Here is a 17,458-nt window from a genome sequence, read left to right on the forward strand (position 1 = left end):
ATAAAATATCCCCTCAAAGACGGGTGGCATAATGTAATCTACCCTCAACACCATAACATAAGAGGTTATTTAAGTAAGTTGCGAGTGAAATGCTATATCAAGTATAATTAATTAAGGCTTCTCAAAAGTTTAAGCAAACTTTTGAGAAGCCTTTTTGTTTCTAATAGTTGGGATAAAAATATTAAGACGTATACTCACGTCAACGTCTAGTGATCTCCCCACACCCACTACTTCAATTTCCTCCACAACGTACTCCTACTAATGCCCAACCGTTCTGCAGCTTTTGATTGGTTAAACCCTTCCTCAGATAAAACAAGGTTAATAATGTCCTTATTAATTTCGTCCAAAGGTTTTTGCAAATCTAAGTAGGTCGTTGTATTTGCAGTAGGGAATCTTTCGTTTGCAAGAACACTCTGAACGGATTCTTCACTGATGAAATACGTATCAGTCAATATAATGCATTCCTCAATAATCCTCTTTAATTGATCGATATGATTTGTCCACTTAAATTCTTGCAGTAGCTGAAGCGCCTTAGGTTCAAGTCCAATTACTTGTTTTCCGTACTTCAATATTAGTTCACTCATAAATAAACTAGTTAGACTGGATATATCTTCTTTTCTATCATTTAGCGTAGGCATTACTAAAGGGAAAGCACCTAGCTCATTACGTATGAATTGGAGAAACGGTCCTTTGTCAAATACATCGGAATAGCCATTAACAAAAGAGAAGATAAATCGATTCCGTTTATGAATATACGTATTGATAAAATAGGATTCCAATAACTGCTGACAGGCTTCGTTTAGCATTTGCAGGTTTTTCATATAGATTGTAATGTTACTCTCTGTTAAGAAGGAATTGTCTTTATTTATCAAGTTCAACCATTTCTTCTCATCCATATATTTTGCGTCAATAACGATTAATGGACTTTTTTGATATGGACCATTCTTATAAATGGCATGTGCCAGGAAATCCTTCCCTGTTCCTATTTCACCGATTAGTAATAAAGGGTTGGTTGCGTTGGAATAGCTTTTTACATCCTTTATTACCTTTAACAACTGCTTATTGTTGGTTGGAATCGTTTCTAGATTTGTTTTAGACTCATCAAAAACATTTAGAAATGTAATTGCTGGATCTGCTAATTTAGTTGAAGGTTTTATCGCTCTAAAGTAAAAGCATGCATATACTTCCTCGTTGGATTCAAACAATTTCCCGCGTATTAAAGTTAAACTGTTATCCATTTCTTTTATGATTTCACATTCTTTTTCTTTGAATAGTTGGTCAACTATCTCCTTAGCAAAGTCTGTGAAATATTGACGTTTCGTTTTAATATTTGTTAAGACAACCTTTCTTTCCTTATTAAATGCAATATATTCCATATCCGAGTAGTCCATAATTTTTTTAATCAATATATTTTTTTGGTCAAAAATTACTAGAAGCTTTAACAAATTCACTACTTCATCGAATGCATTTTTAACACTTTCCTTTCCAGAGGTAACAAGGATAGTGTTTAGACCAAGCTCTCTTGCTTTACTTGAAGTAATCACGTCACCCACAATGAGGCTGACACCTTTCATTTTTAAATCTGTCAAATATCCTTCTATTTCTAATAAGGAGTTAATGGTTTGAATATCAATGGAATAATCGTTCAGCTCTCGGACAATTTCTGCTTTTTCAGTAATACTTCGAAACCCTACGACTGCATAGGAGCCAGAGTAGTTTTCTGCTAGTTTAATTGCACTGATCATATCAATAATAGATATTTTAATATCAATGACAGGAATATCCGTTACTTCTCTAATTAATTCAGCTGTTCCTGCACGTGAGATGATACAATCGAAATCCTTGTTCTGTAACGTTTTTACTAGCTCAACCCCTTCTAGCATATCAGCAACATGAACCTCAACATCCAAATTATTACGTGCTTTCGCCTCTTCTAATATTAGATCCTTTAATCCATTATAAGGGGCGATTGCGAGTAGTTTTATATTTTTCATTTCATTTACTCCTAATTTTCATTTTCATACATTATTATACAATCATGTCATTTAAAATTGAAACAATTAATGTAAAAGTAATTCGTGTTTCGACACAAAACTACAAAATGTCGCAAATTGAAACGTATTTTTACCGAAATTATGTTGAAAGCGTTTTATGTTATACATAAAATATAGAGGAATAAAAAATCAAACGGAGGGTTATACATGAAAGCAGCTTACGTTGTCGATGAATGCAAAGTAGAGATAAAAGACATCGATGTTCCAAGAATAAAAGACAATGAAGTATTAATAAAGGTTAAAACCGTAGGGATTTGCGGTTCGGACTTACACTTATATAAAGGCACCCATGCTTTTAGAAAGCCTCCTGTTATTTTAGGGCATGAAGTTGCAGGTGATATAGTCGAAGTAGGAAAAAATGTGACAAAATTTAAAGTAGGGGATCGTGTTACAGTTGAACCACATATTGGATGTGGGGGATGTGAATATTGTGAAAAAGACTTAGTGAATCTATGTTTAAATAAAAAGGCACCTGGAACACCAGGATGGATTGGAACATTTGCTGAATATTTCAATGCACCGGAAGAGGTTGTTTATAAAATTGGTGATAACATTTCTTATGAGCTAGGAACTCTAATTGAGCCATTAGCTGTAGCGGTACATGCTATTGATAGAATTTCAGTTTCTGAGAAAGATACGATTGCTATCTTAGGCTCAGGAACAATTGGTTTATTAACTTTAGTCGCTGCAAGAGAAGCAGGTTATAAAAATATCATTTGTACAGATACCCAACAATTCAATCTAGATATGGCATTACAGCAAGGTGCAACACTTGCACTGAATCCATTAGAAGTAGATGTTGTTGAAAAAGTAAAAGAATTCACGAATGGTAGAGGTGTTGATGTTGCATTAGTTTGTGCAGGGGCACCTGGAATTGTCGACCAAGCTTCATCAATGACAAGACGTCGCGGGGAAGTTGGTATTGTTGCCATGATTACAGAAAAAATCCCTGTTAATACATACAACTTTGTCTTTAATGAAATTTCGTTGTTTGGTGCAATGACATACGAAACAAAGGACTTCGAGAAAGCGACGGAAATGGTGAATGAAGGTCTTGATTTAAACGCCTTTATTACCCAAAGATTACCGTTTGCGGAAACGGAACATGGCTTAAGTATTTTAGATGAAAAGAAAGAAAATGTAGTAAAAGTAATTATAGAAGTAGAAAAATAATTAGGGGGAAGTTAATATGAAAAAATTACTTTATGGAGCACTACTTTTAATATTAATTAGTGCAGTTCTTGCAGGATGTTCTGGGGGAGATTCAAAAGGATCAAAAGCTAAGGATGGCGAACAGGTTGTTCTTAAATTAGGTCATATTCAATCTGAAAGCGATCTATGGCATGAGGGAGCATTGAAGTTCAAAGAAGAAGTTGAGAAATTATCTGATGGTTCCATGACTGTTGAAATTTATCCAAACTCTACACTTGGTGGAGACAGAGATATGGCAGAAGGTATGCAAATGGGAACAATTGACTTTGCTTTAATTGCAGGTGTATTAAGTAACTTTGAGCCTTCCATCCAATTACTAGAATTACCATATTTACTAGAAAATGAAGAAGAATATAACAAAGTTGTTCACGGTGAAGTTGGTCAAGAAATCGCTGATAGAGTACTAGAGTCTTCTAACATTCGTATCTTAAACTGGTGGGATCGTGGACCAAGACACGTAACAGCAAATAAGCCAATTGAAACACTTGAAGATGTTAAAGGATTAAAGATTAGAATTCCTGAAATTAAAGCAATGGAAGACACATGGAATGCAATGGGAGCAGCTCCAACAACAATGGCATGGAATGAAGTGTACACAGGGCTTGAGCAAGGAACTATCGAAGCGCAAGAAAATCCAATTCCATTCACATATGGTGGGAGAATTCATGAAGTACAAAAATATCTTTCTCTAACCGCTCACAAGTATGAATATGTAACACTAGCTATGAGTGAAAATACATTCTCTAAGTTGACTGCAGAGCAACAAGAAATTATCAAGAAAGCTGGTGATGCTGCAACTGAATTTGAAAACAATTTAGTGAAAGAGGAAACTGGAAAAATCCTTGAAAAAATGAAAGAAGAAGGTCTACAAGTTGTCGAGCCAAATGTAGCTGAATTTGCTGAAGCTGCAAAAGCTGCACATGAGAAGTTTGCAAAGACTGTAGACATCGATTTATATAACAAAATTTTAGAAGCTAAAAAATAGTTGATATTTATTGTGGGAGTAAAGGACTACTTTACTCTCTCTGACTTTATGAAAAGGTTTAGGGGGTTCAGAAATGCAGAAAGTCGATCATCTAATCATGAAAGTCCTTTACTACGTGTTAGGGTTATTGATGCTCGCTATGGTTTTAGCTATTACAGCGCAAGTTATTTCTAGGTATATATTTGGTAGTCCCTTCACATGGACAGAAGAATTGGGTAGATACACATTTATTTGGATGTCTATACTTGGAATGGCAGTAGGGGTAAAGACATTAGGGCATATTGCACTTGATATATTACTAAAAAGTGTGCGAGGTAATGTGAAAAAGGTTTTGCAATACATTATCAATATTTTAGTTGCTGGCTTTGGGGTTCTATTTACATTCAGTGGAATAAAAATGATGGAAATTGGAAGTGGTCAAAACAGTCCTTCCCTATCATTACCTATGGAATTTGTATATATTATTATTCCAATATCGGGTGTTCTCATCGTTTATTTTGTAATTAGCAATATGATTCAAGATTTAAAAGGAAAGGAGATGCCTAATTCATGACTAGTATATTATTTGGTGTGTTCTTAGGTTTACTCATCTTAGGCGTCCCTATAGCATTTGTTATAGCTATCTCTTCTATCGGTGCAATTTATTACACAGGATTACCGATTGAATTGTTAGCACAAAGATTTTTCACTTCGCTTGATTCTTTCTCATTAATGGCTATTCCTCTGTTTATGTTGGCGGGTGCTATTATGAGTCATGGTGGTATTACGAGAAGAATTGTTGATTTTGCTTTATCCATCGTTGGAGGTTTCCGCGGAGCATTGTCACAAGTAGTTAGTGTGTCTGGTGTTGTGTTAGGTGGAGTTTCCGGTTCTGGGGTTGCAGATACTGCAGCATTAGGATCAATTATGGTTCCTGAAATGAAGAAAAGAAATTATGACCCGGGATTTTCTGCGGCTCTAGTTGCATCTGCAGGAAGTATCGGACTGATCATTCCACCGAGTATCGCACTAATTGTTTATGGTGCGAGTTCACAGGCTTCCATTGGTGATTTATTTATGGCAGGGATCATTCCTGGGCTATTAATCGCAGTTGGTTTCATGATTTATTGCTATATTATTGCTAGGATTAAGAACTATCCAAAAGAAGGTAGCTTCTCTTGGGCAAATGTGTGGAAGAATTTTAAATCTGCGTTCTGGGCGCTTCTTATGCCTGTCATTATTATCGTAGGGATTAGAGGAGGTATATTCACTGCTACGGAAGGTGGAGCTGTTATATCTGTCTATGCATTAATTATCGGAGTATTTGTTTATAAAGAAATTAAAATCAAAGACTTTGCAAAAATTTTCTATGAAGCAGCTCTTGGTACTGCGGTAATTACTTCAATCATTGCGGCAACTTCCTTATTCGGTTGGTTATTAACGAGCGAACAAGTTCCGCAAAAAGTAACGAATGCTTTATTGGGTATTACAGATAATCCTACCATTATTATATTGATTCTCATTGGACTTCTTCTAGTGGTTGGAATGTTCTTAGACAGTAGTCCAGCTATTCTATTGTTAACACCTATTCTTGTTCCAGTTGCGACGAGTTTGGGTATGGACCTTGTGCAGTTTGGTATTGTAATGGTTATCACATTAACAATCGGACTATTAACACCTCCAGTTGGTACAGCAATGTATGTAGCCAGCAACATTTCCAAAGTTCCAATCTTGGAGTTATCGAGGAAATTGATTCCGTTCTGGATCATTATGATTTTCATTGCTATCTTAGTAGCATTTGTACCAGCAATTACGCATTTACTTTACTAAATATTAATATTGAATATAGAAAGGCATGATAGTGTGGGGAAAATTGTTTTAGGTATAGTCGCAGACGACTTCTCAGGTGCGAGTGATGCTGCGTCCTTTCTTGTTCAGCAAGGAATAAAAACATATTTATTTAATGGTACGCCTGCTGAAGAACATTTCGATACCAAGGAGAATATTGCTATTGTCATCGCATTGAAAACAAGAACAGAAGAAACGACGTTAGCTGTACAACAATCACTAGAGGCTTTCGAATGGTTGAAAAATAACGGTGCATCTCAATTATATGTGAAATATTGTTCTACTTTTGATTCAACAAAAGAAGGGAATATTGGGCCAATAATCGATGCGGTTCTTGAAAAATATGATATTCCATACACAGTGCTCGCTCCAGCTTTACCGGTAAATGGAAGAATTGTAAAAGATGGTCACTTAATCGTAAATGGTGTTCCATTAAATGAAACGCATATGCGGTTCCACCCATTAACACCAATGTGGGAATCGGATTTAGCAAAATTAATGGAGCCACAAGGGAAGTACCCTTCATTAAAGCTCAATCATGAAATTCTCGAAATGGAAAATGAGAAAATTTTAAAAATAGTGGAAGATTTTGCGCTTGAACATGAACGTTTCTATATTATTCCTGATTATATGGAAGAAACGCATGCAGAGAAGATTGTTGAACTGTTCGGAGACCTTCAGTTATTAACAGGTGGGTCGGGACTCATGACAGCACTTGGAAAAAAATATAATAAAGAGAGCAATCATGTATCTGAAAAACTTATTCGTTCAACAAAGGGGAAAGCAATCATTTTAGCTGGTAGCTGTTCCCAAGCAACATTAGATCAAATTGATACATTTAAAGACAGTAATGGTAAATATATTAAAATTAATCCGATTGATTTAGGAAATGGCACCCAAACAAAAGAAGAAATCTGGGATCACGTACAAGCTTCTAATGATGATGCCGTACTTGTATATAGCTCAGATAAGCCTGAAAATGTTAAGAAAGCACAGTCAGCTGGTACAGAAAAAGTATCTTATTTATTGGAACAAACCACAGCATACTTAGCGACTAAAGCTGTTGAGAATGGCTACAATCGTATTATTGTTGCTGGTGGGGAAACATCAGGTGCAGTTACGAAGATTCTCGGATATGATTCTTATCAAATTGGAGAGAGCATTGCACCAGGTGTACCAATTATGGTACCACTTAAAAATAAAGATTTAAGGCTAGTTTTAAAGTCAGGAAACTTTGGGCAAAAAGATTTCTTCCTGCGAGCTGCTAAGTTAACAAAGGAGGATTGAAATGTCCAATTTTGAACAAAAACTGAACGATGCGATTTGGGTAGGTAAAGTCCTGTTTGATAGAAATAAAGCAACAGGATCATCTGCAAATTTAAGCTTTATGCACGAGGATAAGATTTATATTACAGCTAGCGGTACTTGTTTTGGTAATTTGACAGAAAGCAGCTTTTCTGTTGTAGATTTAAACGGTAATCATATTAGTGGGATCAAACCTAGTAAAGAACTCCCACTGCATATGGCTCTTTATGAAAAAGATTCTCGAATTAAGTCGGTACTTCATACCCATAGTTTCTATTCAACGCTATGGTCTTGTATGGAGCATGATAATGTTACAGATGTTATTCCAAACTACACACCATATCTACGAATGAAACTCGGAACAGTAGGATTAGTACCTTACGCGAAGCCGGGTTCTGAGGAATTATTTTCATTATTCAAGGAACGTGTGAATGATAGTGATGGCTATCTATTGCAAAATCATGGTCCTATTGTAGGCGATCAGGATTTAATCTCTGCTTTCTACGTACTAGAAGAACTAGAAGAAAGTGCTAGAATTGCATGGGAGCTTCGGAATGAAAAAGCTGTCCTAATAAATTCATAAATTTTAAAGGATTCGGTACCATAGGTACTGAATCCTTTTGTACGTTTTACGATGGGTAAAAGATTAAATATGTATTACCGATCGGGTATGGTCACTTTGTAAGGTTTTTAAAAATTTTAATCTACAAAATACAAAATGGCATCATAATAGTCTTCTATAGTAATTAGATTCATACTATCTTTTGATGTCGCATTAAAATGTTTGTCCAACATGTATACAAGTCGGTCATTAAAATGGAAATGTGTTCCGTTTTCACATATAAAATAGGGTGTACGACTTCATGTACACCCTATTTTAATTCATAAAGGTAGTATGCTTGGCCTTCCAATCTTCTAGTTTTATAAATACCCAAAATCCATAGATTCCAATAGTTATAACAGTTAAAATCCACCATTTAATCCAGTTACCAAAAAGTCCAATTGCAGATCCATTGAAATTCATTCTTTTACCCTCAATTACAGTGTGGTTAATTTTCCACCTGTAAATCATAGTTACTGCCCATGGAAAGCAAACTCCTAGTGTACAAACAGTTACAAGAAATCCTAATATACTCCATCCAATATACTGTGCTAAACCGCCATCAAAATACGATGTTCTTCCCTTGTGAGTTTGAATTACTTCTGTAGTCATTTCTATTCCCCCTTTTTTGACTTCTATTAAACTTTATATATTTATAAACCTCTTCTAGCTGTCCTTTGCTCCTGTTAGCGAGGTCGTGAAACATAAATTAAGCACTGTAAAATTTGCTATTTATTATAAAAATTATTCGATAGTATCATCTAATTGTAAAAGATATTGGAAGCTTCAACAACCTGTTTATTGTTATTTAAAACTGAACTATCTTGAAACATGAGAATTAAAACCGTATTTTATTTATAGTTATAGTATGTTCATTATTGTTTAAAAATTTAAAAAAGTATGTCTATTATATAGTACCAAAATAATGTTCAAATTAAAATAGGTATACTTGATTTATTAAGATAGGATTTATTTATATTTTATAACTTTTTAGGAGTCAGATAAGAGATCTCTTAATTTTTACAAGTTTTCAAATGGATGCATGCTGTAATAAGTAGCTTGATTCACTGATATATAAGGATTTTATTGAAGATGAAAATAAAATGTTAACATAATGTTTCTAATAATGGGGTGTTCAGCGAACATTTGGGAAGCTTCTTTTTCATTTCTTAGAAGGGTTATTAACCTATCGAATATTCGATTATTAGATAGGGGGAGGATATGCTATAAAAAGTAATGGACTAATTTTTAATGATTTTTAATGAACATTTTAAAAAAACGAAAAGCGGGTGAGTTGATTATTATTCCACGCACTTTTCAATTCTTTTATCAAATAAAAAAGTAATTTTATTTTAATGATATCCTCCATACAGATCGTATTAATATTCTTAGTCACAAGAAAAGGAATAATCAAAAGTAAATAATTGTATATTTGGATAACCACCATCGGAATAGCATTTTTCTGTCAGATAACTAACTTCTTTAGTAATAAAAAAATTCCATGCACATAATAAAAATATGATAGTAACAAAAAACACGGGTAATATAACTGCAAGTCTTTGTTGATTAGACAATTTTATTAGTTTCATATTATCCTCCTCTTCAAAGTCCTCATATACTGATATAATAATGTAATTTATTAGATCGAATAACTCGAGAACTTTCCTGTTTTCTCAAGATTAATAGACCGTCTAAAGTTAAGAATAATTTATAGTAGTTAGCCCTCAACCAAGTAAAAAGGTGAGGGCATGTTTGCGATTTTATTTATTTAAATTCTCAATAGCGTAATCAGCTTCTTCTTGTGTAAACTTTTCACCGTACTCAGAGGTTAATTGGTCTCTAATCGCTTCAGGTGACATACTCATTGTTTCCTGATAACTCTTTGCTTTTTCCAAAGCGTTTTCTTTAAAATCGGCTTTCATATTATCAATAGCGTACTTTGCTTCGTCTTCAGTGAACTTTTCACCTTGCTCTGAAATAAGTTGTTCATAAATTCCTTGTTTTGACATATGCATAGTTTTGGAATAGGTCTCAGCCTTTATCAAAGCGTTTTCCTTCCAGTCATATTCGAGCTTGCCCATTGCATACTCGGCTGCTTCTGTAGAAAACTTCTCACCATATTCTGATGTTAATTGGTCAAAAATAGCACTTTTAGACATGTTCATTGTCTTTGCGTACGATTCAGCTTTTTTCAAGGCAGACGTATATTCCTTTGGAACGTCATCCTCTTCTTTCGTATCTTCACTTTTTGGTTCCTCTTTTTTCTTTTCAGGTTCCTTGTCCTCTTTTTTCTTATCTTTCGCTGTTTCGGTGACAGCTGGCTTAGTCTCTTTTTTGCTAGCGTCTGCATCACCATCGATGCCATTAACACCCACAGCAATAATAATAATCGCAATTAGCCAAACCCACCATTTTTTATAAAACGGTTTTTTCTGTTTTTCCATTTCTGTTTTCCCCCTTAAGATTGTTCCGAGATATGATTATATCATAAAACTGTAACTAAAATAATAATTTTCTTACAACAATGGATAACCTATAATCAATAAACCTATTTATATAAGTTTGACTATAAGTTCCTTGCATTTGTACCATTGTTGTTAACTAGTGCAAATTCTTCTGAAAAGTAAGAAAAAACTTTATCATTATTAAACTATTTGCTACTATGAGTATTAAGTATAGTAATCCATGTTTTGATTAGAAAAGCCACTACTTCTATGAATCATTCCCTACCTGTATTCTGTTCTTTAAAATATCTTTATATCTCCCAATTCAGCATGTAACGGATATTAATTTATCCATTTACTATATAGTTATCCTATATTGAAATGTACTACCCAACTATTTAGCCACATATGGAAATTAACCTCATTAAGAAACCACAATACTAATATGGTCGACCATAAACTTTGAGGGTTCTAGATCTTAAAGTAAATATTTACCTTTCATAGGTTTAAGTTTCCTTAAAGAGAAGAGGTGATACTTTTGAAAAAAATAGTAACAATTACTTTTTTAGCGGTTGCTTTATTTTTTATTGCTGCATACTTTAGTGCTAGCTCTAAAGCAGAAACTAGTAAAAATACTGATCGAATAGCAGAAATTGAAAAATTTAGTGCCTTAGATGAAGAGGAGCAAATCAAGGTTGAAGAAATTTTAATGGAAAAGGATTTTGGCAAAAAATATTCAATTGCTTTGTTTAAAAATAAAGAAGGTATTGGTTATGCGATATTAGAAAATGACAACTTGGTTTTAGTTTCCTTTGGGAATAATCGACAGGAATATGACCAATTTAAAAACTTTTATATTGTATATGGTGAAAATCCTCAAGATGATTATCAGGAGCTGAAAATTACCATTGAGATGGGTAATAACTATGAAAATCTTGAAGAGGTAATTACTTTAGATGAAGGAAAATATTATCTCCATGTAAAAGAGCTTCCAATAAATATAAAAGGTACTAAAGTATTTTCGGATAATTATATTTTTAATTAGTAACCAAAATAAAAATCCTTTCTGCTATTTTTTGTCAAGATGTTAAAAAGATAAAAAATACTTGTCGATGTAAAAAGAAGCCTCCCGCAGTCTTTATAACTAGCGGGAGGCTATTCTTCTTTTTAAAGAAAGAAAACGGCTGCATCGTATTACTAACACCCCCAGAAAGTATGGTTGCAAAAAAAATTAAGAAAAGCAGTTGACACCCTCACTACTCAGTGTTACAGTATACTTGTAATAAGTAGTACTTAATAGCGGGATTACCCAAAAGCTATTAAGTAAAATTTTACCTTAGTACTAAGTAACACTGCATACAAGTCATACAAAATAGAGGTGACACCAAACATGGAGAATTTAACTGAAATGCTCAAAGGTTCCCTAGAAGGCTGCGTGCTAGAGATCATCAGCCGCCGTGAGACCTACGGTTACGAGATTACTCGTCGCCTAAACGAGCTTGGATTCACAGAAGTCGTGGAAGGGACAGTATATACTATCCTTGTACGATTAGAAAAGAAGAAGCTGGTAAATATAGAAAAAAAGCCATCAGACATGGGGCCACCTCGCAAGTTTTACACCCTGAATGAGGCTGGTCGCGAGGAACTTGAGTTATTTTGGAAAAAGTGGGATTTTGTATCATCAAAAATTAATATTTTAAGGTCAAAGTAGCTTCATAAGATATATCATCTGATACTATCGATGACTTATTCAGCTAATAAAAGGAGGAAAAATAACATGTTAGAGATGTTCAAAAAATTGATCGGTGATAAAAAAGAATACAAAATGATGATGGCAAGGGTGGACGCTCTGCCAGAGGATTACCAGTTCGTATTTAAGAAAATTCAAAACTACATGTGGAATTTTGCTACAGGTAACGGGATGGATATGCTGCAAATGCAATATGAACTTATTGATTTGTTTGAAGAAGGAGCGGCAGAAGGAAGACAGGTGCTAGATATTACTGGAGATGATGTGGCATCCTTTGCCGACGAATTGGTGGCAAACGCTAAAACCTATGTCGCTAAGTATCGTGAAGACTTGAATCAGAGTATCCAGGATCGATTGAGAAAAAAGTAAAAACTCGATAGATAATACTGACTGAATAGCTAGTTGTAAATGTGGAATGTGTCCTCGTTATTCAGTTTTATTTTTACAGTGGTACTAAGTAATACAGGTTACCAGTCAGACTGAATAGCAAGCAAGGAATCTAGCTATACAACGTGTATGTAAAAAAGGAGGAGAATAGTATGAGCAATACAGCGATATCTGTAAAAGGATTAAAGAAGTCCTTTAAAGACAAGGAAGTCTTAAAAGGGGTGGACTTTGAGGTACGGCAGGGTGAAATCTTCGCCCTGCTGGGATCGAACGGAGCGGGCAAGACAACAACAGTGAATATCCTCTCAACGCAGATGAAGCCTGATGGTGGGGAAGTAAGTATTTGCAGCTTTGACGTTCAGCGCCAATCCGATCAGGTTCGCCAGAGCATCAGCCTGACAGGGCAATTCGCAGCTCTAGACGGAATGCTTACTGGTCGGGAAAATCTAATGATGATTGCAAAGCTTAGGGGAGTTTCTAAACCCGCTCAAGTTGTAGAAAATTTGCTTACAAAATTTAGCCTGACCGATGCGGCTAATCGACGAGCTGACCAGTATTCTGGGGGGATGAAGCGCCGGCTTGATATCGCCATGAGTCTGATTGGTAAGCCGGAAGTCATTTTCCTCGACGAACCGACAACAGGACTTGATCCAGAAGCTCGAATTGAAGTATGGAATACTGTGAAGGAGCTTGCTGATAGTGGTACGACCATATTGCTTACTACCCAATACCTGGAGGAGGCTGAACAACTAGCAGACCGTATCGCTATCCTGCACGATGGAAAAATCATCACTACTGGGACCCTTACCGAGCTTAAAGCGATGTTCCCACCAGCAAAAGTGGAATATATTGAGAAGCAGCCTACATTGGAGGAAATTTTCCTAGCTATCATTAGTAAAAAGGAGGAGATGTAAATGAAGAGAAAGACAGGGGTATTATTAGGTCGTTTAATGCGGAACATAATGCGTAGCCCGGATACAATTATTACGGTGGCGATTACACCGATTATGATGATGTTACTATTTGTTTACGTATTTGGCGGGGCCATCGAAACAGGCACGGACAATTATGTCAATTATTTATTGCCGGGAATTCTGCTTATGGCTATCGCTACTGGTGTTGGTTACACTTCCCTTCGGCTATTTACAGATGTACAGAGTGGACTGATGGCACGTTTCATTACGATGCCTATCAAGCGCTCATCGGTATTATGGGCTCATGTGTTGACCTCACTTGTTTCAAATGCGCTTACGGTCATCGTGGTTTTTCTTGTCGCACTCTTGATCGGCTTCCGTACCAATGCTAATTTACTAGATTGGTTTTCAGTTGCTGGAGTACTTGGATTATTTACTTTAGCGCTAACATGGCTATCGGTCATTCCAGGCTTGACCGCAAAATCTATGGAAGGGGCGACAGCCTACTCGTATCCACTGGTTTTCCTGCCGTTTATCAGTTCAGCCTTTGTACCGACAGAAACCATGCCTAAAGTCGTCCGTGTATTTGCCGAGAACCAGCCTGTCACTTCAATCGTGAATTCAATCCGTGCCCTTCTGTATGAAGGGTCTATTGACAACAATCTCTGGATTGCGTTTGCTTGGTGTGTTGGTATTATGGTCGTATCTTATTACTTCGCCAGTAAACTATTTAAACGGCAGTTCGTCTAAGTATACGAATGCCAAAACCGTACAGGTTGTACCAAACAGAAGTTATATTAAGTCCATAAATCTTAAGGAAGGGATTCTCAATGAGTAAGTAAGTTAATGAGAATCCCTTTCTTAATTAAGACTTGTTACATGCCACACACAGATTTCTCGTATATATTAATAATTACGTTTCGTCCAGCCATCACTGACTACATCTATAGGTAGCTTTTTATTAGCAGAATTAGTAAGCTTCAAATTGTCTACATACCAACCACGTCCATGATAATATGTGTCTGTATTATACCGGAAACGGATATGTGTAGTACCAGCTGGAATCGTCACTTCTTTTGAAAGCCAATCGATGCTTGTACCAGTAAAGGGCTCCATTACCTGTTGCCAATGTTCCCCATCACTTGTTACTTCTACAAATCCAAAGTCAGCGTCTTGTTCTGTTCGATACCATGTGTCAAAAGAAAGCGTAGCTGCTGTATTTAAATTCACCTCTGCGGTTAGATTCCGATTTAGAAGGTCTCCATAGCCTGCGAACCATGCTTCTGCTTTTTTAGTTGGCATCGCAACAGGAATGGCATCTGCAACAAGTTCTGCAAACATCCGTCTTGCTGGATTGGTTGAAACGGTATTCCTTGTTGGATGAACACGATTTGTCAGCAATATGGCAATCGTGTCATTATTCTGGTTGATAACAATTGATGTTCCTGTATAACCGGTATGACCAAGTGAGGCTGCTTCCGATAAACCTTCCATATACCACATTTGTGATAATTCCCACCCAAGTCCATGATCATCACCAGGGAATTCAGGTATTTGATTTTCTACGAGTAGTTTAACCGTTTCAGGTTTCAATAGTTGTTTTCCACCATAGCGACCATCGTTCAGAAACATATGTGCAAGAATTGCTAAGTCCTTAGCGGTGGAGAAGACACCAGCATGTCCTGCAACACCGTCAAGAGCCCATGCCTTTTCATCATGAACTTGTCCCCAAACAATTCCTCTATCTGTCCATGGCATATATTCTGTTGCTGCAATTCTGTATCTTAATGATTTTGGTGGATTATACATTGTATCCTTCATGTTAAGCGGATCTGTGATGTTCTCCTTCACATAATGATCAAGCCTTTGACCAGATAGTCGTTCAATCAAAATTCCTAAGGTAATCATATTTAAATCGCTGTACGTATAAACAGTACCAGGTTCATTTGTGAGAGGATACTGGAGAACATATTGGTGGCGCGCCTCTCTGTCGCCTTCAACGTTATAGACAGGTGCGCTTGGTGGAAAACCGGATGTATGGGTCATTAATTGACGAATCGTTACATTCTCTTTGTCATTCATTGCGAATTCAGGAAGATGTTTTGCAACAGGATCATCAAGTTTAAAAGACCCATCTTCATACAGCTTCATTGCTGCGGTCGTAGTAAAAATTTTACTAATCGAGGCAAGGTCGAATATGGTATCCTTTTTCATTTTGATTTTGTTGTCAGCTTCCGTAAATTCGTCATCCTCATAAAGGTATGCATGACCATATGCTTCATGCTGAACAATATGTCCACGGCGTGCAACGAAGGTTACAGCCCCAGGAAATGTTCCACTATCAATCATAGATTCGATCATGGAATCTATATTTAATAATGGTTCCTCCACCATACCCGCTCCCTTGACTGAACCGGGATGTAGAACAGGTGAGGAAGGGCCTGGAGTCCCCCATGAGAATTTCGGATGGGCTTTTAAGGATGACTTCTTTTGATTTTTCTTTTCAATAATCGGTCCATTAAAGTAATTGGATTCGGCGATGGTTATTTCAGTATGGAATATAATCATCGTGAATAGGACAATAGACAACAAACCGTACATTAGTTTACGAATCATTTTTATCCTCCTTAATCCTTCATAAATTTAATAGACTGTGGAGTATCTTTGTAGCGCTTACATATTTTGATTATAGTAGAAGTATTACTTCGTGTATATGCAACTTACGAATTAAAAAATACTAGAATCACATGAACAATCAATGACTAATGGAGGAGGGGATAGGCTTAGTTCCCGGTTTGGTTTAAGGCACGGATAGTCCGTGCCTTAACGCTTATCTAAGAATTTTAGAAAATCAGGATTCTATCAAGTTCTTGGTTAGTTTCTTATTTCGCTCTTGAAAAATTTCATTGTGTGACGAAACCATCGCCACATCACTAGCCTCTGGTTCAATATACTGCTTTGCTCTGTTAACGGCATTTGCTGCATCGTGAAAGGCTCCAGCAATTAGATGAACCTTTCCTTTATGTTTTAAAATATCTCCGGCAACAAAGAGACCTTTTATTTTCGTTTCACCCATTTCATTTCCTTCAATGAAATAATTATCAACTAAATTAATATTTAGTGGGCTGTTCTGAAAAAGTGTAAGGTCTTGATCGTAACCATGACTAATAATGACATCATCTACTTCTACAAGGGATTTTTTGCCAGTTATACCATTTTCTAATTCGACTCTCTCTATTCTATCTTGTGTACTACTAGCGATTAAATTTGAAATTTTGGTATGGGAAAAATTCTCAACTGAACTGCTAAGTAATTGGGTGATCATTGCTTCGTGTCCATTTAGTTGTTCCTTTCGATAAGTAATATATACCTTTTTAGCAATTGGTTCTAGTTCATTAGCCCAGTCTATAGCTGTATTTCCCCCACCTGATATTAAAACTGTTTTATTTCTAAATCGATTTAATGATTTCACAGTGTAATGAAGGTTCGTTATCTCAAATCTGTCTGCTCCTTGAATGTTTAGCTTTTGTGGTTCTAAAATGCCACTTCCTGTAGCAATGATAATGGCTTTAGAATAGTGCACTGCACCTGATGCTGCATGAATTTCAAAGATAGCATCGTTTTTCTCAATCGACACAACCTTTTCATTTAGAACAACCTTTGGGTTAAATGTTAGTCCCTGTTCTACTAACTGATTAATTAATTTTGCACCAGTAATAGGAGTGATTCCCCCAACATCCCAAATGGTTTTTTCTGGATAGATATGTACTTTACCTCCTAATTGTGTTTGGAAGTCAATAATCTTCGTCTTCATCTCCCTAAGTCCACTATAAAAAGCAGAAAAAAGTCCTGCTGGCCCGCCACCTATGATGGTGATGTCGTAACAATCGTAATTAGACAAACGGCTACGCTCCTCTCCGTACATTTCAAGTATTTTAAAACCTTTCTTACATAAGTTATTGACAATGATAATCATTTT

16 protein-coding genes are annotated in these 17,458 nt (G+C 36.0%); 11 read left to right on the forward strand and 5 right to left on the reverse strand.

Annotation, left to right across the window (positions count from 1 at the left end):
- Positions 1-227 precede the first annotated feature (227 nt).
- Complete coding sequence (locus tag HNR27_RS08880; protein WP_429339512.1) at positions 228-1,994, reverse strand: sigma-54-dependent Fis family transcriptional regulator; 1,767 nt, start codon at positions 1,992-1,994, stop codon at positions 228-230.
- 207 nt (positions 1,995-2,201) lie between these two features.
- Here HNR27_RS08880 and HNR27_RS08885 point away from each other — a divergent pair, with 207 nt between their 5' ends.
- From HNR27_RS08885 to HNR27_RS08910, 6 genes are all read left to right on the forward strand, one after another.
- The gene (locus HNR27_RS08885) at positions 2,202-3,227 is read left to right on the forward strand and encodes a zinc-dependent alcohol dehydrogenase (protein WP_429339513.1); all 1,026 of its coding nucleotides are present in this window, start codon (positions 2,202-2,204) and stop codon (positions 3,225-3,227) included.
- Positions 3,228-3,243: 16 nt separating this feature from the next.
- Complete coding sequence (locus HNR27_RS08890) at positions 3,244-4,251, forward strand: TRAP transporter substrate-binding protein (protein ID WP_212921563.1); 1,008 nt, start codon at positions 3,244-3,246, stop codon at positions 4,249-4,251.
- A gap of 73 nt (positions 4,252-4,324) precedes the next feature.
- Positions 4,325-4,804: a TRAP transporter small permease gene (locus HNR27_RS08895; RefSeq protein WP_429339514.1), complete on the forward strand. Its 480-nt coding sequence runs from the start codon at positions 4,325-4,327 to the stop codon at positions 4,802-4,804.
- Complete coding sequence (locus tag HNR27_RS08900; protein WP_429339515.1) at positions 4,801-6,060, forward strand: TRAP transporter large permease; 1,260 nt, start codon at positions 4,801-4,803, stop codon at positions 6,058-6,060. The genes HNR27_RS08895 and HNR27_RS08900 overlap by 4 nt, the downstream gene beginning before the upstream one ends.
- 33 nt (positions 6,061-6,093) lie before the next feature.
- Positions 6,094-7,365 carry a 3-oxo-tetronate kinase gene (gene otnK, locus HNR27_RS08905; protein WP_429339516.1) on the forward strand — a complete coding sequence of 424 codons (1,272 nt, stop codon included), beginning with the start codon at positions 6,094-6,096 and terminating at the stop codon, positions 7,363-7,365.
- A 1-nt stretch (position 7,366) separates the two neighbouring features.
- Entirely contained in the window at positions 7,367-7,966 is a 600-nt protein-coding gene (locus HNR27_RS08910; protein ID WP_429339517.1) for a class II aldolase/adducin family protein, read from the forward strand.
- Positions 7,967-8,260: 294 nt separating this feature from the next.
- Here HNR27_RS08910 and HNR27_RS08915 read toward each other — a convergent pair whose 3' ends face one another.
- Both HNR27_RS08915 and HNR27_RS08920 read right to left on the reverse strand, forming a co-directional pair.
- Positions 8,261-8,596, reverse strand: a complete 336-nt coding sequence (locus tag HNR27_RS08915) for a YjgN family protein (protein WP_429339518.1) — start codon at positions 8,594-8,596, stop codon at positions 8,261-8,263.
- 1,148 nt (positions 8,597-9,744) lie between these two features.
- Positions 9,745-10,428 carry an Ltp family lipoprotein gene (locus tag HNR27_RS08920; protein ID WP_429339519.1) on the reverse strand — a complete coding sequence of 228 codons (684 nt, stop codon included), beginning with the start codon at positions 10,426-10,428 and terminating at the stop codon, positions 9,745-9,747.
- 538 nt (positions 10,429-10,966) lie between these two features.
- On the opposite strand from HNR27_RS08920, the gene HNR27_RS08925 reads away from it, so the two are divergent.
- The 5 genes from HNR27_RS08925 (at position 10,967) to HNR27_RS08945 (ending at position 14,229) form a co-directional block, all read left to right on the forward strand.
- Entirely contained in the window at positions 10,967-11,473 is a 507-nt protein-coding gene (locus HNR27_RS08925; RefSeq protein WP_429339520.1) for a hypothetical protein, read from the forward strand.
- Between the two features lie 345 nt (positions 11,474-11,818).
- A complete protein-coding gene (locus tag HNR27_RS08930; protein WP_429339521.1) occupies positions 11,819-12,139 on the forward strand; it encodes a PadR family transcriptional regulator in 321 nt (106 codons plus the stop codon).
- Between the two features lie 66 nt (positions 12,140-12,205).
- Complete coding sequence (locus tag HNR27_RS08935) at positions 12,206-12,547, forward strand: DUF1048 domain-containing protein (RefSeq protein ID WP_429339522.1); 342 nt, start codon at positions 12,206-12,208, stop codon at positions 12,545-12,547.
- A 170-nt stretch (positions 12,548-12,717) separates the two neighbouring features.
- On the forward strand, positions 12,718-13,479 hold the full coding sequence (locus HNR27_RS08940; protein ID WP_429339523.1) for an ABC transporter ATP-binding protein: 762 nt from the start codon (positions 12,718-12,720) through the stop codon (positions 13,477-13,479).
- Positions 13,480-14,229, forward strand: coding sequence for an ABC transporter permease (locus HNR27_RS08945; RefSeq protein WP_429339524.1), 750 nt, complete (start codon positions 13,480-13,482; stop codon positions 14,227-14,229). It abuts the gene before it with no gap.
- Between the two features lie 156 nt (positions 14,230-14,385).
- Here the strand turns inward: HNR27_RS08945 and HNR27_RS08950 are convergent, their stop codons facing one another.
- Both HNR27_RS08950 and HNR27_RS08955 read right to left on the reverse strand, forming a co-directional pair.
- Entirely contained in the window at positions 14,386-16,095 is a 1,710-nt protein-coding gene (locus HNR27_RS08950; protein ID WP_429339525.1) for a serine hydrolase domain-containing protein, read from the reverse strand.
- Positions 16,096-16,330: 235 nt separating this feature from the next.
- The gene (locus tag HNR27_RS08955; protein ID WP_429339526.1) at positions 16,331-17,380 is read right to left on the reverse strand and encodes an NAD(P)/FAD-dependent oxidoreductase; all 1,050 of its coding nucleotides are present in this window, start codon (positions 17,378-17,380) and stop codon (positions 16,331-16,333) included.
- Positions 17,381-17,458 lie beyond the last annotated feature (78 nt).

The sequence above is a fragment of the Ornithinibacillus bavariensis genome (genome assembly GCF_050433565.1).
GTDB lineage: Bacteria > Bacillota > Bacilli > Bacillales > Amphibacillaceae > Ornithinibacillus > Ornithinibacillus bavariensis.